The sequence below is a fragment of the Synechococcus sp. UW140 genome (assembly GCF_900474295.1).
Taxonomy (GTDB): domain Bacteria; phylum Cyanobacteriota; class Cyanobacteriia; order PCC-6307; family Cyanobiaceae; genus Synechococcus_C.
This window is the reverse complement of sequence record NZ_UCOB01000023.1, coordinates 12,837-29,886: the sequence shown is the minus strand read 5'-3', so window position 1 is coordinate 29,886 and position 17,050 is coordinate 12,837. Positions and strand designations below refer to the sequence as shown.

Genomic DNA, 17,050 nt, shown 5'->3' with positions numbered 1-17,050 from the left:
ATCTCTCCTTGCTGGTCATCCTCCAGACCCTCCGGCTGCTCCAAACACCTCTGAGGGCCCTTGCTCCCACCAGCGCCGGCGCATGCTCACGAGCACCACAGAGAGCAAGACCAAAACAACACCGACCCATTGCAGCGGCTCCAGCCTTTCAGCCAGCCACACACCCCCGGAGGCAAGCGCAAACAGCGGGGTGAGGAATCCGAGGCTGGAGAAAGCGGTGAGTTCACGATGGGTGGCAAACCAGAAGAACAACCCGTAGGCCACAGCACTACCCAGCAGGCTGGCGTAGGCCATCAAGAACCACTGGCCTGAGCCCCAGTCAGGGACGAGGGGATAGGCCGGATCCGCAAGATGCCAAACCAACAAGGGCAGTCCTCCCAGCACCATGTGCCACCCGGTCACACTGACGGGATGACTAGCGCTGCAGGCATAGCGACTGATAACCGTACCCAAGGCCATGGCCACTGCAGCGGCCAACATCCAGGCCGTACCGCCCTCCCAAAGACCAGAGAAGGGAACGGCGTCCCCCAGTAGCCACCAGTGACGAAGCAGATCGGTTGGAACCCCGAGGCAGACAATCCCCGCCAGGCCCAGCATCAAACCGAACCAACCCACAGGATTGATCGCTTCGGCGAAGAGGCTACGGGCCAGAAGCGCCACCATGAGTGGCTGGGAATCAATCAGAACAGATCCAAGGCCGGCGCCTGTTTCCCGCAACCCTCGCGCCAGACAAAACTGGAACAAGGTGGCATCAATCAGCGTGAACACAACGAACCAGATCCGGTCCTGAGGTGCAATCCTCCATGACGCACCCAGGGCTGGCAGGGCCAGAAGCAGAGCGATCCCAGCCGGCACAAGGCGTAAAGCCGCCACCAATTCTGGGCCCCCAGACTCGAGCAATGGAGCCATCGCCGCCATGGCTGTTCCCCAGAGCGCGAAGGGCAACACCATCAGCAGCCCGAGGCGAATCGACACCATGGCGGCAGATCACAGGCTCCTTTTTAAGATCTGATCCATAACGACTGACGAATATGGTCTGGCCCTGGCGCCGCAAATCCCGGCGACGGATGGCACGCATCACCATCGAAGGGGCGATTGCGTCAACCACCCGCAAACGGGTTCTCAAGGCACTACGGGAGGTGCAGCAACGGGAATTCCCGGCTCTGCTACTGCGCATCGACAGTCCCGGCGGCACCGTCGGTGACAGTCAGGAGATCCATGCGGCCTTATTGCGACTGCGCGACAAGGGCTGCCACGTGGTGGCAAGTTTTGGCAACATCTCGGCTTCGGGCGGGGTGTATGTCGGCGTCGCAGCCGAAAAAATCGTTTCAAACCCGGGCACGATCACCGGATCCATTGGCGTGATCTTGCGCGGCAACAACCTCTCCAAACTGCTCGAGCGGATCGGAGTCCGGTTTGAAACGGTCAAGAGTGGTACTTACAAGGACATCCTCTCCCCTGACCGAGCGTTGACGGCGGAGGAAAGGGAGTTGCTGCAGGCATTAATCGACAGCAGCTATGACCAGTTCGTGGAGGCGGTTGCGACAGGCCGGGGGCTTAGTACCGAAGCAGTCCGTCAATTCGCTGATGGCAGAGTCTTCAGTGGAGCCCAGGCCAAAGAGCTTGGTCTCGTGGATGAACTGGGCGATGAGGAACGCGCTCGTGCTCTGGCCGTGGAATTGGCCGATCTTGATGAGGACTGCAAACCTGTCACCCTTGGCAAACCCAAAAAACAGCTGCTGTCCCGACTCCCAGGGAGCAGCCTGGTCAACAGGCTGAGCGACATGCTTGAGACAGAGCTGTCCCATTGCGGCCAGGCCCTCTGGCTCTATCGCCCATGACCCGTCCTTCCATCGCCAACGGACTGGCCCTACGGGGATTGCGGGGTGCCACAACCTGCTGTGAGAACAGTGTCGAGGCCATCGAAGTGGCTGTGCATGAGTTGGTCACCTGCCTCGTCGAGCGGAACGCCCTGGAAGCGGACCGAATTGTGTCGGTGACGTTTTCGGTCACCACCGATCTCGATGCCTGCTTTCCAGCAGCGATTGCCAGACGCCAGCAGGGATGGGATGGGGTGGCACTGCTCGATTGTCAACAGATGGCTGTTCAGGGCGACCTCAAGCGCTGCATCCGGCTCCTGGCCCACGTATGGCTGCCAGCCGAGCAAAGCCCTTGCCATGCCTACCTTGGCGAAGCCTCTCGGCTGCGGCCAGACAGATCTGGTTACAACTGACAGATCGAACGCCGGCCCAGCCTCTTCCGATCTTCCTCACTCTCCAAGACAATCAGGACACAAGTCATGCCGATGGCCGATGCCATTGTCTTCACGAGATGTCTAATCCCAGCCCTAACTCCAGTGCCCAGAGACTGCGTCGCTTCGGCCTCGCCGCCGGCATGGTCGGACGGGTCACTCTCACCGGATTACTGGGAGCAGCATCCCTGATCCCAACCCTGCCGCCTAGTGAAGTGCAGGCCCAGGCCACACCTGCACTGCTTGAGTTTCGCTGGGAAGACAACAAGGACTACAAGAAGCTCTATTACTGGCAAAGCTCCACCCGCCAACTCGAGAGGGCCAGGTATTACCTGATGCTCCGGCCCAAGGACCGCAAAAATGCAATCCTGAAACTCACCATCACGGTGCCGGATTATTTCGACGCCAAGATCAAACCCTCAAGGCTCAAGCTCTGCAAGATGAAGCTGGGGGGAATGCTTGGCAGGAGCCAATGCGAGGAGACTCTGCCGGCGGTGTTTGAAGTGAACGAGAAGCAAACGGCCATTGAGGTCTTCCCTGACGTGCCGATCCCTACCGGAGGCACCTATGCCGTCGTTATGCAAATCTTCAACCCAAGCAGCAGCGGCATGTTCCAATTCAATGCCCTGGCACAAGCGCCTGGCGATGTGCCGGTGTCTGGTTACCTCGGAAGCTGGAGCATCGACATCGACAGCGGAGCCAACGGCTTCTGAGCGGTCATCCCAACTGATAAATTATCGAATTGACGACAGGCCGGGCGCCGGAATTCCATCATGACGAAACGAACTCTCGGCGGCACCAGCCGCAAACGCAAGCGCGTTTCGGGCTTCCGCGTGCGCATGCGCACCCACACTGGTCGTCGTGTGATCCGCACCCGCCGCAAACGCGGGCGCTCTCGTCTGGCTGTCTGATTCAAAGTCTCACCTCGTTCAGCATTTACCGATGGTCCTGCCGACACCGATGCGTCTGCGGGGCCATCGCTGTTTTGATCGCTTGCATCGCGACGGTCGACGTCTCAACAGCACCCACATGCTTTTGCGGATTGTCGATGCCAAGCCGACCCTGCTGAGGCCCTTCATGGCCTCTGCCGAGAACGCCTCCCCTCAGTCCCGTCGATGCCGATGCGGCGTTGTGATCAGCAGCAAGGTGAGTAAACGCTCCGTTGTGCGAAACCGTCTACGCCGCCAACTTCACAGCCACCTACGCAAGCGGCTGGAGACCAAACCAGAGCTAGGACGCCACTGGCTTCTCCTCAGCATCAAGCCCGGAGCGGTCGAATCGGGGGCTCCGTTGCTGGAAGAATGCGACAGATTGCTCACAGACGCGGGACTGCTTCCATGACAACCACCATTCAGGAAGACACCTTCTATGAAGGTGGGCCTGCCAAGGGCGATCTGGTCTTCAACCTGCTTTTAGGGCTAACCCTGATCGGCATTCCCTTCGCAGTCGGAGCCATTGTCCGCGCACTGTGGTTGCGCTTCCAGATCACCAGCCGTCGTGTTTCCGTCAGCGGTGGCTGGAGGGGAAAAGACCGCAGTCAAGTGGTCTACAGCCAGATCAGTGAATTGCGTTGTGTTCCCCGCGGCTTCGGAGCATGGGGCGACATGGTTCTGGTGCTCTCTGACGGTTCCCGCCTGGAAATGCGCTCGGTGCCCAACTTCCGCGCCACTGAGGCCTACATCCTCGAGCGGATCGACCAGCGTTCAGCCGGCAAAGACGAGAGTGAGTTCAAAGGCTTCGCGGCCTGATCCCCCACCCTCCTCCTGCCTGTTGCACACTGGCAGGGCTTCTCTGACCCCTCTTCAGGACCTTCATCGTGATCGGATACATCTCCGACAACCTGCTGATTCCAATCCTTGATTTCTTCTACGGATTGGTGCCCAGCTACGGCCTGGCGATCGTGGCGCTCACTGTTGTGATCCGCCTGGCGCTGTTTCCCCTCAGTGCAGGCTCCATCCGCAGTGCTCGACGCATGCGCATCGCCCAGCCAGTGATGCAGAAACGGCAGGCGGATATCAAATCCCGCTTCGCCAACAATCCCCAGAAACAGCAGGAAGAGCTCCAGAAGCTGATGAAGGAGTTCGGCAGTCCCCTGGCCGGATGCCTCCCCCTGCTCGTGCAGATGCCGATCCTGTTCGCACTGTTCGCCACCCTGCGGGGGTCACCGTTTGCGGATGTGCCGTACACCTTCAATCTGAAGGTGCTGCCCGCAGATCAAATTGCCGCGGTTGAACCCAAACCGTTCAACACAGCAAGCCACTCGATCTTCATTACCGAAACCGACCATGTACCCGTGATCGGGAGCCTTCCTGGCGGGAACAAGCTCGGAGCGGGCGACAGCGCCAAGATTCAGCTTCAGACCAAGACGGGCGAAAGCTTCAGCCAGGTCTTGAGCGGAGTGAATGAGGGCCAGAAATTCCAACCTGATTGGTCCGTCACCAAAGGGGATGGGGTGGTGTCTGTCGCCGCTGACGGCACGATCAAAGCCATCACACCTGGTGATGCCACTGTGGAGGGCAAGATCCCAGGCATCGCCGCTCGCAGCGGCTTCCTGTTTATTAGGGCTCTTGGCCAGGTTGGCTTCTACACCGATGGAGCCGTCAACTGGGATATCGCCATTCTTGTCGGTGGCTTTGGTTTGAGCCTGTTTGCCTCCCAGCTGCTGTCTGGCATGGGGATGCCTGCCAATCCACAACAGAGCACTGCGAACAAAATCACCCCTGTGATGATCACCGGCATGTTCCTGTTCTTCCCGCTGCCAGCGGGGGTGCTGCTCTACATGGTGATCGCCAATATTTTCCAAGCAGGTCAGACCTTCCTGCTCACCCGAGAGGCTCTTCCTGACAACCTTCAGACGATCCTTGATGACCAGATGAAGCAGAAGAAAACAGCTGGCGCAACGGCCGGTGCGGGTGGCCAAGGGGGATCAAGGCTTCCCTTCGAACCTCGTGGTGGAAGCAAATGATTCCAGGGCTTGAGCCCGTTCCGCTTCGAGACCTCCAGACCCTGGCGATAGCCAGAGTCTGGGCTGTGGAGGGTCAGCTCGACGATCTCCCCACTCTCACCCCAGTGCGTGGCGAGGTGCAGGCCGAGCATCGAGGCAACATGCTTGAGGTCAGCGGGTCTCTGAGCACGATCATTAGCCTGTGCTGCGATCGCTGCCTAGGCCAGTTCAACCAACAACTCAATGTCCAAACGGAAGAACTGATCTGGCTCGGAGATGGGCAGTCGGTCGAAGCCCTCAGCGGAGCAGGACTGGATTGCAAGAGCCCAGACGGCCTGATTGAGAGTCTCGACCCCCGTGGCAGCTTCGAACCCGAACGCTGGGTGTTTGAACAGCTCAGCCTTCAGCTTTCTGTCGTCAACCGCTGCGGCGACGCTTGTCCAGGCCCTCCAAAACCGGCGAAGTCCACTGCAACGGCCACAGCCTCAGACCCAGTTGATCCTCGCTGGAAGTCCTTGCAACAGCTTCGGGAGACCAACGGCAATGCTTGAGCTTTGGAGTGATCAGCTCGACCTGCTGATCCGTGCTGGCACCCCACTGATCTGGATCCGAAGCCCCGAAGAAGAGCGCGTCGAGACCCTGCTCAACAAGGCCGTGACCCGCCTTGGCAATCGTCGACTCGCCACCTGGAACTTCATCGATGGTCTCGGAGGAGTGCTCAACAATGATGGGCTGGGGGCTCGTCAGCCGATGGCCATCCTCCAGTGGTTGCAGGAGTTGGAAAGCAGCAACCCGACGCTGCTCCTGCTCAAAGACTTCCATCGCTTCTGTGAGGACCCTGGGGTCGCGCGCATGCTGCGCAACCTCACCACCCGTCTCCGCGAACAACCCCACACCCTGGTGCTCTGCTCCGGTGCTTGGTCTCCACCAGAAGAACTGGAGGAATCCATCACCCTGCTGGACCTTCCACTACCGCGTGAGCAAGAGATCCGCCCACTGCTCCAATCGATTGCCCAGGCGAGTGGCACCCCGCTGGATGGGGAGGTTCTTGAGGAACTCACCCACGCCTGCAGCGGCCTCAGCGAGGCGAGGGTGCGCCACGTCGCGGCAAGAGCCCTGGCCCAACGCGGCGCCCTCAGCCGCCATGACCTGGCCGATGTGCTCGAGGAGAAACGGCGTGCCCTCGCCCGCAGTGAAGTGCTCGAGTATTGCCATACCAACGCGGACCCCGCCGACATCGGAGGGCTCGATGCGCTTAAACATTGGCTCAACCAACGCCATCAGGCGTTCTCCGATGAAGCACGCAGCTTCGGCCTACCCCTACCCCGTGGCGTGCTGTTGGTGGGCCCCCAGGGCACTGGTAAATCGCTGACCGCCAGGGCTGTCGCCCATAGCTGGTCGATGCCACTGCTTCGCCTGGACGTGGGGCGTCTGTTCGCAGGCCTGGTGGGAGCCAGTGAGGCGCGTACCCGGGAAACGATCCAACGAGCCGAAGCGATGGCCCCGTGCGTGCTTTGGATTGATGAGATCGACAAAGGCTTTGGAGGGGATGCCCGCAGCGACGGCGGCACCAGTCAGCGGGTGCTGGCCACCGTGCTCACCTGGATGGCAGAAAAACGCTCCGCAGTGTTTGTGGTGGCGACGGCCAATGCCGTCGATCGCCTACCGGCAGAACTACTGCGCAAGGGGCGGTTCGATGAGATTTTCCTGCTCGACCTGCCTGCCCCAGCGGAACGGGAGAGCATCTTGTCGCTGCACGTGACAAGGCGGCGACCAGGCATTTCCCTTCCGCTCGGAACCGTCGTCGGGCGAACCGAGGGCTATTCAGGGGCTGAATTGGAACAAACGGTGATCGAAGCGATGCACCTGGCCTTCGCCGAACGCCGAGAACTGAACGAAAGCGATCTAATCAAGGCAGCCACACAGTTGGTTCCCCTCTCCCGCACGGCCCGAGAACAGCTGGAGGCTCTCAAGCGCTGGGCGAGCAGCGGCAGGGCCAGAGCCGCCAGCAGCAGCCACTCGCCCTCCACGCGTATTACGCCAAATGAAGAACTCTGACGCGGCGTAAAGAGCCCCGGTCCCAGCCGGGGCAAGCCGATTCCCCCTCCTTAGCGTCGCTTCAGTACAAAGGAAGCGGGCGTGAACCGATTCAGCGATCTCACCACCCAATTGGCTGTCGCATGTCTCGGTGCCGGTGTGATTACCACCGTCGCAGTCGCTCAGGGCCAGAACCCACTCACCGCCCTCGGAATCACGCTGTTCTCTGCCGTCGCAGCCGTGATGATTGGCCAGGTGCTCTAAGCACCAGCGCCTAGGCTGCCGGCGCCGCGATCCAAACCGCCGTGCTTGATCAGCGCCTGGTGCGTGACAACCCCGATTTCATTGCCCAACAGCTTGGGCGCAGAGGGTTGGATGTCGACCTCACCGGCCTGCAGTTGATCGCCAACCAACAACGCGATCTCGAGGAACGACGCAGCTCCCTTCAAGCAGAAGGCAACAATGTCGGCAAACAGGTCGGCTTGAAGATCAAAGCTGGTGCCGACCCGAAGGGCAGTGAAGTCGCCGAGTTACGCCAGAGGGGCAACACCATCAAGCAGCAGGTGGCCGTGCTCGAGGAGGAGGAGAAACAGCTGTCCTCAAAGCTGCGCGAGCAACTCCTGAGCTTCCCAAACCTGCCGTCTCTTGACTGCCCCGAGGGACGCAGTGAAGCAGACAACAAAGAAGTGCGCCGCTGGGGTGAGCCCCGTAAAGCCGAGGGCCTGGAGGAGCATTGGCAGATCGCCGATCGACTTGGCCTGCTCGAAACAGAGCGCTCTGTGCGGATCGCTCAGAGTCGCTTCGTCACCCTGATGGGCCAGGGCGCAAGGCTCGAGCGGGCACTGATCAATTTCATGCTCGACCTGCACTGCAGCAAGGGGTACAAGGAAGTGCTGCCGCCGGTGCTCGTGAATAGCGCCAGCCTGCAGGGATCGGGTCAGCTACCCAAATTCGCCGAAGAAAGTTTCCGCTGCGCCGACGACGACCTCTGGCTGACACCCACCGCCGAAGTTCCGGTGACCTCGCTCCATCGCGACGAAATCATTCCGGCGGATCAACTCCCGGTCCGCTACGTGGCTTACAGCCCCTGTTTCCGCCGAGAGGCCGGTAGCTACGGCCGGGACACGCGTGGGCTGATCCGCCTGCACCAGTTCAACAAAGTGGAGTTGTATTGGTTCAGCCATCCCGATCAATCAGACCAGGCCCACGCGCAGATCACCGCCGATGCCGAAGCGGTGCTCCAGGCCCTTAAGTTGCCCTATCGAGTGCTGGACCTCTGCACCGGCGACATCGGCTTCTCCGCTGCCCGCACCTACGACCTGGAAGTCTGGCTGGCCGGGGCAGGGGCCTACCGCGAGATCTCAAGCTGCAGTGTCTGCGGCGACTTCCAGGCTCGCCGCTCCTCGATCCGCACCAAAGAAGGCAAGGCCACGCGCTTGGTGCACACTCTCAATGGCAGCGGCCTGGCCATCGGCCGCACGATGGCGGCCTTACTGGAGAACGGCCAACAAGACGATGGCAGCGTGCTTCTGCCAGAAGCATTAGCGCCCTACTTCGGCGCCGACCGTCTCCAGCCAGAATGACGATCCTGATAACGACCGCGTGAACGTTCTTGCTGCACTACTAGCCCTGGGGCTGCTGGTGGTGATCCACGAAGCGGGCCATTTCCTGGCCGCCGTCGGGCAGGGCATCCGCGTCAACGGGTTCTCCGTGGGGTTCGGACCAGCCTTGATTAAGCACGAACGCAAGGGAGTCACCTATGCACTGCGCCTTTTGCCCCTCGGTGGATTCGTGTCATTCCCCGACGATGATGAAAACAGCACGATTCCGGACGATGATCCTGATCTGCTGCGCAACCGACCGATTCGCCAGCAGGTGCTGGTGATCAGCGCCGGCGTGCTGGCCAATCTGCTGCTGGCCTGGGTGATCCTGGTGGGCCAATCAACCTTCGCGGGGATTCCCTCTGCTCCGGAGCCGGGGGTGATGGTGGTGGCTGTACAGCCAGGAGAAGCCGCAGCCCAAGCAGGCCTTCAGGCAGGCGATCGAATTCTCAGCCTCAATGGAGCCCCGCTCGGCGTCGGCCAAAAGGCAGTGCGGAGCTTGGTGGAGCACATCCAGGCGCAACCCGGCCAAAGCCTCGAGCTCGTGAGCAGCAGCAATCGTGCTGGCAGCAGCGAACGCCAACTCACACTCACTCCCGCCGATCGGGATGGCCAGGGCCGGATTGGCGCACAATTGCAGGCCAACCTCACTGGGGCACTTCATCCAGCGTCTAACCCCTTCGAAGCGGTGGCATATGGCACCACCCAGTTCGCAGGATTAATCAAGAACACCGTTGTGGGCTACAGCGGCCTGATCACCAACTTTGGCCAGACCGCGCAGCAAGTCAGCGGCCCGGTGAAGATCGTGGAAATGGGTGCCCAGCTCAGCAGCCAAGGCGGAGGTGGCCTGGTGCTCTTCACGGCTCTGATCTCGATCAATCTGGCCGTGCTCAACGCCTTGCCCCTGCCTCTGCTCGATGGCGGTCAGCTCGTTCTGTTGCTGCTCGAGGGTGTGCGCGGCCGGCCGCTGCCGGATCGTTTTCAGATGGCCGTGATGCAGTCTGGACTGCTGCTCCTGCTAGGCCTGAGCGTGGTGTTGATCGTGCGGGACACCAGTCAGCTTCCGTTGATTCAGCGACTGATGGGCCAGTAAGAGGTTGAGGGCGAGTGAACAGGTATCGTGGTTGATCCGTCCGCATAGAACGCCAGCCGGTATGGCCAAGAAGTCGATGATTGCCCGCGATGCCAAGCGGAAAAAAATGGTTGAGCGCTATGCGGCCAAGCGCGGAGCCCTGATGGATGCATTCAACGCATCCAAGGACCCGATGGAGCGCCTGGAAATCCACCGCAAGATTCAAGCCCTCCCCCGCAACAGTGCGCCTACCCGCATGCGGAACCGCTGCTGGGCCACGGGTAAGCCTCGCGGTGTGTATCGCGACTTCGGCCTCTGCCGCAACCAGCTACGCGAACGTGCTCACAAGGGAGAACTTCCAGGCGTGGTCAAGTCCAGCTGGTGAGTTTTCCAGCTTCGACCTGTCATGGAATGACGGATTGGCATGGTCTGTGCTCTAACAAATGATCGAGGAGGTGCTGTTCAACCTCCTTTTTTTTGCCAAACCATCGCCAATCGTTCCTATCAAGTGCGAGACTGTTGGTTGACAGAAAGACATAAACACACGTGAAAGGTCAGACACAGTCGATCTCCTTCGATGGTCGGGAGATCCGGCTGACCACTGGGCGATATGCCCCTCAGGCCGGTGGTTCGGTCATGATTGAATGCGGTGATACTTCCGTTCTGGTCACCGCCACCCGTTCTTCAGGCCGCGAAGGAATCGATTTCCTTCCCCTCATCTGTGACTACGAAGAGCGCCTCTACGCCGCCGGACGCATTCCCGGCAGTTTCATGCGGAGGGAGGGCAGGCCTCCTGAGCGAGCCACGCTGATCTCCCGCCTGATCGACCGCCCGATGCGGCCACTGTTCCCCAGTTGGCTGCGTGATGACCTCCAGGTCGTCGCCACCTGCATGTCTTTGGACGAACGGGTTCCTGCCGATGTCCTTGCTGTAACCGGGGCCTCTCTGGCCACCCTGATGGCTGGCATTCCCTTCAACGGCCCGATGGCGGCTGTGCGCGTGGGGTTACTAGGCGACGACTTTGTACTCAATCCCAGTTACCGCGAGATCGAGCGCGGTGATCTCGATCTGATCGTTGCCGGCACACCGGACGGCGTCGTGATGGTGGAAGCCGGCGCCAACCAGCTTCCTGAACAGGACGTGATCGAAGCGATCGACTTCGGCTATGAAGCCGTCTGCGAATTGATCAAAGCCCAGCAATCGATCCTCAAGGATGCGGGAATCGAGCAGGTCCTTCCATCCACCCCGGAGCAAGATTCCACTCTGCCCACCTACCTGGAAAAGAACTGCACCAAGGCCATCGGCGAGGTACTCAAGCAGTTCGAGCAGACCAAGGGCGAGCGCGACGACAAACTCGACGCCATCCGCACATCCACCGCTGAGACCATCCAGGGGCTCAAAGAAAATGATCCGGTGCGCGCCGCAGTGAATGCCAACGGCAAAGCCTTGGCCAATCATTTCAAGGCCCTCACCAAGAAGCTGATGCGTCAGCAGATCGTGAAGGATGGCAAGCGCGTTGACGGCCGTGCCCTCGATGAGGTGCGTCCGATCAGTGCAGCCGCTGGGGTCCTGCCCAAACGTGTGCATGGCTCCGGCCTGTTCCAACGGGGTCTCACCCAGGTGCTCTCGACAGCAACGCTTGGCACACCAAGCGATGCCCAGGAGATGGATGACCTCAACCCCAATACAGAGAAGACCTACCTCCACCACTACAACTTCCCCCCCTACTCAGTCGGCGAGACCCGGCCAATGCGCTCACCCGGTCGCCGCGAGATTGGTCACGGAGCCCTGGCGGAGCGAGCCATCATGCCCGTGCTCCCTGCCAAAGACACCTTCCCCTATGTGGTGAGAGTGGTAAGCGAAGTGCTGAGCTCCAATGGATCCACCTCAATGGGCTCCGTTTGCGGCAGCACCCTGGCACTGATGGATGCCGGTGTCCCTCTTAAGTCACCCGTCAGCGGTGCTGCCATGGGACTGATCAAGGAAGGTGATGAGGTGCGGATTCTCACCGACATCCAGGGCATTGAAGACTTCCTGGGCGATATGGACTTCAAGGTGGCCGGCACCGACAAGGGCATCACGGCCCTCCAGATGGACATGAAAATGACCGGTCTGGCAGTGAACACGGTGGCCGATGCCGTCAACCAGGCCCGCCCTGCCCGCCTGCACATCCTTGAAAAGATGATGGAGGCGATCGACACACCCCGTCAGGGCCTATCCCCTCATGCCCCGCGCCTGCTCAGCTTCCGGATTGACCCTGAACTGATCGGAACGGTGATCGGACCCGGCGGCCGCACGATCAAAGGCATCACTGAGCGCACCAACACCAAGATCGACATCGAAGACAGCGGGATCGTCACCATCGCCTCCCACGATGGTGCAGCCGCCGAGGAAGCTCAGAAGATCATTGAAGGGCTCACCCGCAAGGTGAACGAAGGCGAGATGTTCACAGGCTCGATCACCCGCATCATCCCGATCGGTGCCTTCGTGGAGATCCTCCCAGGTAAGGAAGGGATGATCCACATCTCCCAACTCTCCGAAGCCCGCGTGGAGAAGGTGGAAGACGTCGTCAAAGTTGGCGACGAAGTCACAGTGCGCGTACGCGAAATCGACAACCGCGGCCGCATCAACCTCACCCTGCGTGGTGTGCCTCAGAACGGAGAAGAGGCAGCACCTGAGCCTGCCCCTACCCCGGTAGCACCACTCACCTGATCCACTGGGATCTCTTTCATCCCGGGCCTCCAACTCTTGGTTGTGAGGTCCGGGATTTTTGATGGGCTGATGGCGAGATCACACCGCTCAAACCGGAAAGCCTGGATCAATCAGGGCCATCGCTTCGGCCGATTGCTCGCACAAGCTGGTGTGAGCTTTGCCATGGCTGGCGATCAGACAGCCTGCCTGCCTCACATCGCCGGTGTTGTAGAGCAATGCACGACCATCGGCGTGGGTGAAAGCACCTCCGGCGGCGAGCAACACGGCTTCTGGAGCCGCCATATCCCAGTCCTTGGGGGCACTTTTTCCAGACAGAGACACATATAAGTCGGTTTCACCGCGCAGGATCGTGGCCACCTTGCAGCCAACGCTTCCCACCGCCTTCGAGCCACCGAGCTGCAGTGCCTCAATCAGCTGTTCCAGGCGCTGATCCCTGTGGCTCCGGCTAGCCACCAGGGTGAGATCAGAAAGAGCGAGGCGATCACTAAATCGCACCTCGGAGCGCACCGCCTCCCGGTTTTCGCACCAGGTGCCGTCACCCACCACACCAAACCAGAGCTCCTCGGCTTCTGGAAGCAACACCACGCCCACCACAGGTCGCTGTTGATGCACCAAAGCGAGATGAACGGCGTACTCACCCGTGCCCTGAAGAAAATCCTTAGTGCCATCCAAAGGGTCGAGAATCCATAGCCATTCCGCAGCCAACGGCACTCCTTCGGTGAGCTGCTCCTTCGCCGTCTCCTCGCTGAGGAGGGTCCAACCGGCGGACGGGAACGCATTTTGAAGTCCATCCAAGAGCCACTGGTTCACGGCCAGATCAGCGGCAGAGACCGGTCCTTCGCCGCCGTGATCCACACTCAGGGCCTTGGCAAATCCATGGGGAGGTTGCTCACCTCGGGCGTAGGCACGAAGAATGTCAGCTGCACCCCAGCACAGGGGGCGGAGTGCCTGCAAGAGGGATTCCTGACTGACGCCGGCAGGGAGGGTGGGCGCGCTCGGCATCATGGATAAGTCTGGGCTGAGTCATTGTGAAGCAAGGAGCGGAGCCCGCACCAGGGGTGCTCTATCTGGTGGGCACACCAATCGGCCATCTAGCAGACCTGTCCGAGCGCGCCCGGTCTGTGCTGGCCAAAGCCGATGTGATCGCCTGCGAAGACACCCGCCACAGCGGCCAATTGCTTAGCAGTCTCGGAGCCGTTGGCAAGCGGCTGAGCTTTCACCAGCACAACACCCGTGGTCGGATCCCCCAGCTGCTCGCACTGCTCGCCCAGCACCAGAGCGTGGCCGTGATTAGTGACGCCGGCCTCCCTGGCATCAGCGATCCTGGAGAAGAGCTGGTGGCCGCAGCCCGCGAAGCAGAACGGCAGGTGATCTGCATCCCCGGCCCCTGCGCCGCGACCACCGCATTGGTGAGCAGTGGACTACCGAGTGGTCGTTTCTGTTTCGAAGGGTTCCTGCCAACCAAGGCGAAAGAGCGTCGTGAACGCCTGAAGGCGATTGCGGCTGATCCACGCACCACCGTGCTCTACGAAGCACCTCACCGTTTGCTCAAGCTGATCGAAGAACTGAGCGATCACTGCGGCGGCGAGCGTCCCCTCCAGGTGGCTCGCGAACTGACGAAACGGCACGAAGAGCAGGTGGGACCAACGATTGCGGCTGCCCTCACTCACTTCAGCAGCCACAAACCCCAGGGAGAATTCACCCTCGTTCTGGGTGGGTCTCAGGAGCCAGCAGCCATTGAGCACGATGATCAGCATTGGCTGGAGGAGCTGAACAAGTTGATCCACCAGGGGCTCAGTGCCAATGCAGCAGCAAAACAACTAGCCCAAAGCAGTGGTCGAGCGAAGCGGGAGCTTTACGCCCTCCTTCACACCGAGGGAAGCAAGACAGACGGGCAGGGCTCAGACTGAATGCAGTCCTAGTGGTTCCATGCTGCAGCGCCTGCGCCTGTTTCTGCTCAGCTGCGGCGGGGCCGGCTTATTGCTGCTGGTGCTTTGCCTCGGAGCTCAGAACCTGAACGAGCGCCGCGCGATTGCGCTAGGAATCGGTCGCACGGCACCCTTGCCCACAGGATTCATTGTGGGCGTCAGCGCCGTACTGGGTGTACTAAGTGGCGGGAGTCTGGCTGCAATCCTGCTTCCTGAGCAGCAACAGTGATCGCATCTGATCGCCTTGCGAAGGCGATGCCAAGCAGGGACAGATTCAGCTGTCGAGAGCGATCAATGATCCTTCCATGACGAGACGGGTGATTCCACGAGCCAACAGATAGCGGCTGGTGCGCGTGAACACACTGGTGTCCGGCACACGGATCACGCGTTGATTGCGTCCGCACTGACGCTTGGCCATGCGTGGGCTGGAGTAAAGGCAGAGGGCCTGACGATCCTGCTCAGCCGAGCCGAGAGTCCCCAATTCAGGGAAGTCAGCGAGGGGGCGAGGATCCAACTCCACCACTTTGTCCACGAGCATATAAACACTGTCAGGCAGAACCCCTGGGCCGATCGGCTGACAGGCAACGGGTGCGTGGCTGTCATGGTGCGTCACACCAGTGAGGATGGCCACTTCATGGAACTGATTAGCGGGATCGTCTTCCTCGCCAAGGCTGTCCTCCTCGTCATCCACGCTGAAATCATCAGCATCATCGAGCGCGAGGGATTGAACTGCGTCCTCAGCAGCATCAGTCTGATCAGGTCGAGAACCCTCTTCAGGCTCACTAAGACTGGACACCGCAGGGGACTCAGCGGACGCATCCTTCTCCGTAGCCGCCACCACGGCTTTGGGGGATGGCTCAGCAGCCGCTGCAGGGGCAGCCACCATCCCTTTGGCTCGGGCCGTCTTGAGGGCGTCGTATTGGTCTGGAGGCAGCAAATTACGAACCGTGCGACTGACGGTGTTGACGCTGCAAGCGAAAGCCGTAGCCAATGCAGAACTGGCTTCCCCGGCGCAATAACGCTCGACAAGCTCTTGCTTCTGGCTGTCGTTAAGCCGGCTCGGGGCCATTCCATGGTCTACGCAGAGACCAATCCTAGGCGGCGCCACCCCTCTCCCTACTGTCAATATGGCGCCATGCTCCCTTAGCTCAGCTGGATAGAGCAACTGCCTTCTAAGCAGTCGGTCGATGGTTCGAATCCATCAGGGGGCGTTAGTTACAGCAAGGGTTCTTAGCGAAAGCTGGGAGCCCATTTTTATGTTTGATCTTTTTTTGTGCGTACAAACAATCCCTGGGATGACGCTGAAATTTCGCGGGCACAGTCCTGAAGACCTTCAGCCAGAAAGGATGAAGGCCACGACTGCTCCAGGGTTGTTGTGCGCCTTGGCCAGAACCGCACCACAAGGCGCTCCTTATAGTTTTGCAGCCAGCCTTCTGAATTGGCCGCGTCAATACCCTGGGACCGGGCATCAGAGAGAAAAGCAGGGGGCGTTGAGTAGTCGCTATCGATCTCCCGACAAAACACCTCACACCAATCACGCCCCGCCAAGTGCGGGGCTTTTGATGACCTGGCATCATCTTTGACCAATATCACTAAGGCCTGAGACACGCCTCATCAACTAATTTATGGATCAAAGAGATCTTGAGTGCATTAGCTGAACTCCTTCGGCTCTGCTCTTCGCATATTCAAGTCAATGATGAGCCTTCTACTCTTAATTGCTCTCGCTTACCTACTGTTTTTATTGTTGAAACAACTTGAGGACAAAATTACCGAGCTAGAGGAATGGAAACAATATGCACTATTGATTTTCGCTTTCGCTTTTATGATTGAATTAAGCCGACATGGGTATATACCTACAACTTCATACAGGCGGTAGTGCAGGTTCAGGCGGTGACGACATCTGAGCCAATGACAAGCAATGAACAACACCATGCCCCGCCAAGATCGGGGTTTTTATTGCCTGGTTTTAAGAAGCAGATGGGTGTGCCCAAGCCCGAGCTGTCAAGTTGAGTAAGATGCTTTTACTGATATTTTGCCCCTGATCCTTGTCGCCGAATGCCTGAACTATCGAACTGGTTTTACCGGAGCGGCTTACAGGTACCGCTTGCTTTCCAGTATTTATACGAGGTGTCATCGCTGTCCCAGCGCTTGTCCCAGGTGAAGCTATTTGCTCTCCTGTCGATGACGATTTTTATCATCTCTGTTTCCTGAATATACGGTTCTTTTGTGCCGTACTCACCCTTGAATTCACTTAAGAACTTGATGTAGGCATTGTTAATAGTCGCATCGAACTCCTCAGTGCTATTCGTATCCATTCCAAATATCTTGTATGTCAGCTTGACTTTTCTGCTAAGCACTTCAACTATCAGATCCCAAGCAGGCAGTGTTTTGGATGATGATTTTGTCTCGTCCCACGAATATTGCCATTCCTTTTCGGCTTGCTCGAACTTGCAGAGGAGTTTGTCGGGAGGAGGGCCGGAGCGTGCCATGAGAGGCATCATGAGA

General features: G+C 59.5%; 20 protein-coding genes and 1 tRNA gene. 17 read left to right on the top strand and 4 right to left on the bottom strand.

Going from position 1 to position 17,050, the window contains the following annotated elements; all coding sequences use genetic code 11:
* Positions 1-15 precede the first annotated feature (15 nt).
* Positions 16-978, bottom strand: a complete 963-nt coding sequence (locus tag DXY10_RS08460; protein WP_115018484.1) for a DMT family transporter — start codon at positions 976-978, stop codon at positions 16-18.
* A gap of 53 nt (positions 979-1,031) precedes the next feature.
* Between DXY10_RS08460 and sppA the strand changes: the two genes are divergently transcribed.
* From sppA to DXY10_RS08395, 14 genes are all read left to right on the top strand, one after another.
* Positions 1,032-1,841, top strand: a complete 810-nt coding sequence (gene sppA, locus DXY10_RS08455) for a signal peptide peptidase SppA (protein ID WP_115018483.1) — start codon at positions 1,032-1,034, stop codon at positions 1,839-1,841.
* On the top strand, positions 1,838-2,233 hold the full coding sequence (aroH, locus tag DXY10_RS08450; RefSeq protein ID WP_115018481.1) for a chorismate mutase: 396 nt from the start codon (positions 1,838-1,840) through the stop codon (positions 2,231-2,233). The genes sppA and aroH overlap by 4 nt, the downstream gene beginning before the upstream one ends.
* 98 nt (positions 2,234-2,331) lie before the next feature.
* Positions 2,332-2,964: a DUF2808 domain-containing protein gene (locus DXY10_RS08445; protein ID WP_115018479.1), complete on the top strand. Its 633-nt coding sequence runs from the start codon at positions 2,332-2,334 to the stop codon at positions 2,962-2,964.
* Between the two features lie 60 nt (positions 2,965-3,024).
* Positions 3,025-3,162, top strand: a complete 138-nt coding sequence (gene rpmH / locus DXY10_RS08440; protein WP_115018477.1) for a 50S ribosomal protein L34 — start codon at positions 3,025-3,027, stop codon at positions 3,160-3,162.
* A gap of 31 nt (positions 3,163-3,193) precedes the next feature.
* On the top strand, positions 3,194-3,592 hold the full coding sequence (rnpA, locus tag DXY10_RS08435) for a ribonuclease P protein component (protein WP_115018475.1): 399 nt from the start codon (positions 3,194-3,196) through the stop codon (positions 3,590-3,592).
* The gene (locus tag DXY10_RS08430) at positions 3,589-3,999 is read left to right on the top strand and encodes a PH domain-containing protein (protein ID WP_115018473.1); all 411 of its coding nucleotides are present in this window, start codon (positions 3,589-3,591) and stop codon (positions 3,997-3,999) included. The genes rnpA and DXY10_RS08430 overlap by 4 nt, the downstream gene beginning before the upstream one ends.
* A gap of 68 nt (positions 4,000-4,067) precedes the next feature.
* Entirely contained in the window at positions 4,068-5,216 is a 1,149-nt protein-coding gene (gene yidC, locus DXY10_RS08425; protein ID WP_115018472.1) for a membrane protein insertase YidC, read from the top strand.
* Positions 5,213-5,746 carry a DUF177 domain-containing protein gene (locus DXY10_RS08420; protein ID WP_115018470.1) on the top strand — a complete coding sequence of 178 codons (534 nt, stop codon included), beginning with the start codon at positions 5,213-5,215 and terminating at the stop codon, positions 5,744-5,746. The genes yidC and DXY10_RS08420 overlap by 4 nt, the downstream gene beginning before the upstream one ends.
* On the top strand, positions 5,739-7,253 hold the full coding sequence (locus DXY10_RS08415) for an AAA family ATPase (protein ID WP_115018468.1): 1,515 nt from the start codon (positions 5,739-5,741) through the stop codon (positions 7,251-7,253). The genes DXY10_RS08420 and DXY10_RS08415 overlap by 8 nt, the downstream gene beginning before the upstream one ends.
* 81 nt (positions 7,254-7,334) lie before the next feature.
* Complete coding sequence (locus tag DXY10_RS14590; RefSeq protein ID WP_170953791.1) at positions 7,335-7,496, top strand: hypothetical protein; 162 nt, start codon at positions 7,335-7,337, stop codon at positions 7,494-7,496.
* A gap of 41 nt (positions 7,497-7,537) precedes the next feature.
* Entirely contained in the window at positions 7,538-8,815 is a 1,278-nt protein-coding gene (serS, locus tag DXY10_RS08410) for a serine--tRNA ligase (protein ID WP_115018466.1), read from the top strand.
* Positions 8,816-8,834: 19 nt separating this feature from the next.
* Positions 8,835-9,926 carry an RIP metalloprotease RseP gene (gene rseP / locus DXY10_RS08405; RefSeq protein WP_115018464.1) on the top strand — a complete coding sequence of 364 codons (1,092 nt, stop codon included), beginning with the start codon at positions 8,835-8,837 and terminating at the stop codon, positions 9,924-9,926.
* A 61-nt stretch (positions 9,927-9,987) separates the two neighbouring features.
* Complete coding sequence (gene rpsN / locus DXY10_RS08400; RefSeq protein ID WP_115018462.1) at positions 9,988-10,290, top strand: 30S ribosomal protein S14; 303 nt, start codon at positions 9,988-9,990, stop codon at positions 10,288-10,290.
* Positions 10,291-10,451: 161 nt separating this feature from the next.
* Entirely contained in the window at positions 10,452-12,617 is a 2,166-nt protein-coding gene (locus DXY10_RS08395; RefSeq protein WP_115018460.1) for a polyribonucleotide nucleotidyltransferase, read from the top strand.
* A gap of 87 nt (positions 12,618-12,704) precedes the next feature.
* On the opposite strand, the gene DXY10_RS08390 is transcribed toward DXY10_RS08395, so the two are convergent.
* Positions 12,705-13,622 carry a 3'(2'),5'-bisphosphate nucleotidase CysQ gene (locus DXY10_RS08390; protein ID WP_115018458.1) on the bottom strand — a complete coding sequence of 306 codons (918 nt, stop codon included), beginning with the start codon at positions 13,620-13,622 and terminating at the stop codon, positions 12,705-12,707.
* A gap of 23 nt (positions 13,623-13,645) precedes the next feature.
* Here DXY10_RS08390 and rsmI point away from each other — a divergent pair, with 23 nt between their 5' ends.
* Together rsmI and DXY10_RS08380 are read left to right on the top strand one after the other, a co-directional pair.
* A complete protein-coding gene (rsmI, locus tag DXY10_RS08385) occupies positions 13,646-14,527 on the top strand; it encodes a 16S rRNA (cytidine(1402)-2'-O)-methyltransferase (protein ID WP_115018456.1) in 882 nt (293 codons plus the stop codon).
* A 19-nt stretch (positions 14,528-14,546) separates the two neighbouring features.
* Positions 14,547-14,774 (top strand): hypothetical protein, encoded by a 228-nt coding sequence (locus tag DXY10_RS08380; RefSeq protein ID WP_115018455.1) that lies wholly within the window; start codon positions 14,547-14,549, stop codon positions 14,772-14,774.
* 45 nt (positions 14,775-14,819) lie between these two features.
* On the opposite strand, the gene DXY10_RS08375 is transcribed toward DXY10_RS08380, so the two are convergent.
* Positions 14,820-15,614, bottom strand: a complete 795-nt coding sequence (locus DXY10_RS08375) for a helix-turn-helix domain-containing protein (protein ID WP_115018453.1) — start codon at positions 15,612-15,614, stop codon at positions 14,820-14,822.
* Positions 15,615-15,682: 68 nt separating this feature from the next.
* On the opposite strand from DXY10_RS08375, the gene DXY10_RS08370 reads away from it, so the two are divergent.
* Positions 15,683-15,756, top strand: a tRNA-Arg gene (locus DXY10_RS08370).
* 867 nt (positions 15,757-16,623) lie between these two features.
* Here DXY10_RS08370 and DXY10_RS08355 read toward each other — a convergent pair.
* A complete protein-coding gene (locus tag DXY10_RS08355) occupies positions 16,624-17,034 on the bottom strand; it encodes a hypothetical protein (protein ID WP_170955759.1) in 411 nt (136 codons plus the stop codon).
* Positions 17,035-17,050: the final 16 nt, after the last annotated feature.

Coding starts and splice junctions, on each gene's coding strand:
- DXY10_RS08355 (WP_170955759.1), bottom strand. CDS start 17,034: ATGGCACGCTCCGGCCCTCCTCCCGACAAACTCCTCTGCAAGTTCGAG.
- DXY10_RS08460 (WP_115018484.1), bottom strand. CDS start 978: ATGGTGTCGATTCGCCTCGGGCTGCTGATGGTGTTGCCCTTCGCGCTC.
- sppA (WP_115018483.1), top strand. CDS start 1,032: ATGGTCTGGCCCTGGCGCCGCAAATCCCGGCGACGGATGGCACGCATC.
- aroH (WP_115018481.1), top strand. CDS start 1,838: ATGACCCGTCCTTCCATCGCCAACGGACTGGCCCTACGGGGATTGCGG.
- DXY10_RS08380 (WP_115018455.1), top strand. CDS start 14,547: ATGCTGCAGCGCCTGCGCCTGTTTCTGCTCAGCTGCGGCGGGGCCGGC.
- DXY10_RS08445 (WP_115018479.1), top strand. CDS start 2,332: ATGTCTAATCCCAGCCCTAACTCCAGTGCCCAGAGACTGCGTCGCTTC.
- DXY10_RS08430 (WP_115018473.1), top strand. CDS start 3,589: ATGACAACCACCATTCAGGAAGACACCTTCTATGAAGGTGGGCCTGCC.
- rpmH (WP_115018477.1), top strand. CDS start 3,025: ATGACGAAACGAACTCTCGGCGGCACCAGCCGCAAACGCAAGCGCGTT.
- rpsN (WP_115018462.1), top strand. CDS start 9,988: ATGGCCAAGAAGTCGATGATTGCCCGCGATGCCAAGCGGAAAAAAATG.
- rnpA (WP_115018475.1), top strand. CDS start 3,194: ATGGTCCTGCCGACACCGATGCGTCTGCGGGGCCATCGCTGTTTTGAT.
- DXY10_RS08415 (WP_115018468.1), top strand. CDS start 5,739: ATGCTTGAGCTTTGGAGTGATCAGCTCGACCTGCTGATCCGTGCTGGC.
- DXY10_RS08420 (WP_115018470.1), top strand. CDS start 5,213: ATGATTCCAGGGCTTGAGCCCGTTCCGCTTCGAGACCTCCAGACCCTG.
- DXY10_RS08375 (WP_115018453.1), bottom strand. CDS start 15,614: ATGGCCCCGAGCCGGCTTAACGACAGCCAGAAGCAAGAGCTTGTCGAG.
- DXY10_RS08390 (WP_115018458.1), bottom strand. CDS start 13,622: ATGATGCCGAGCGCGCCCACCCTCCCTGCCGGCGTCAGTCAGGAATCC.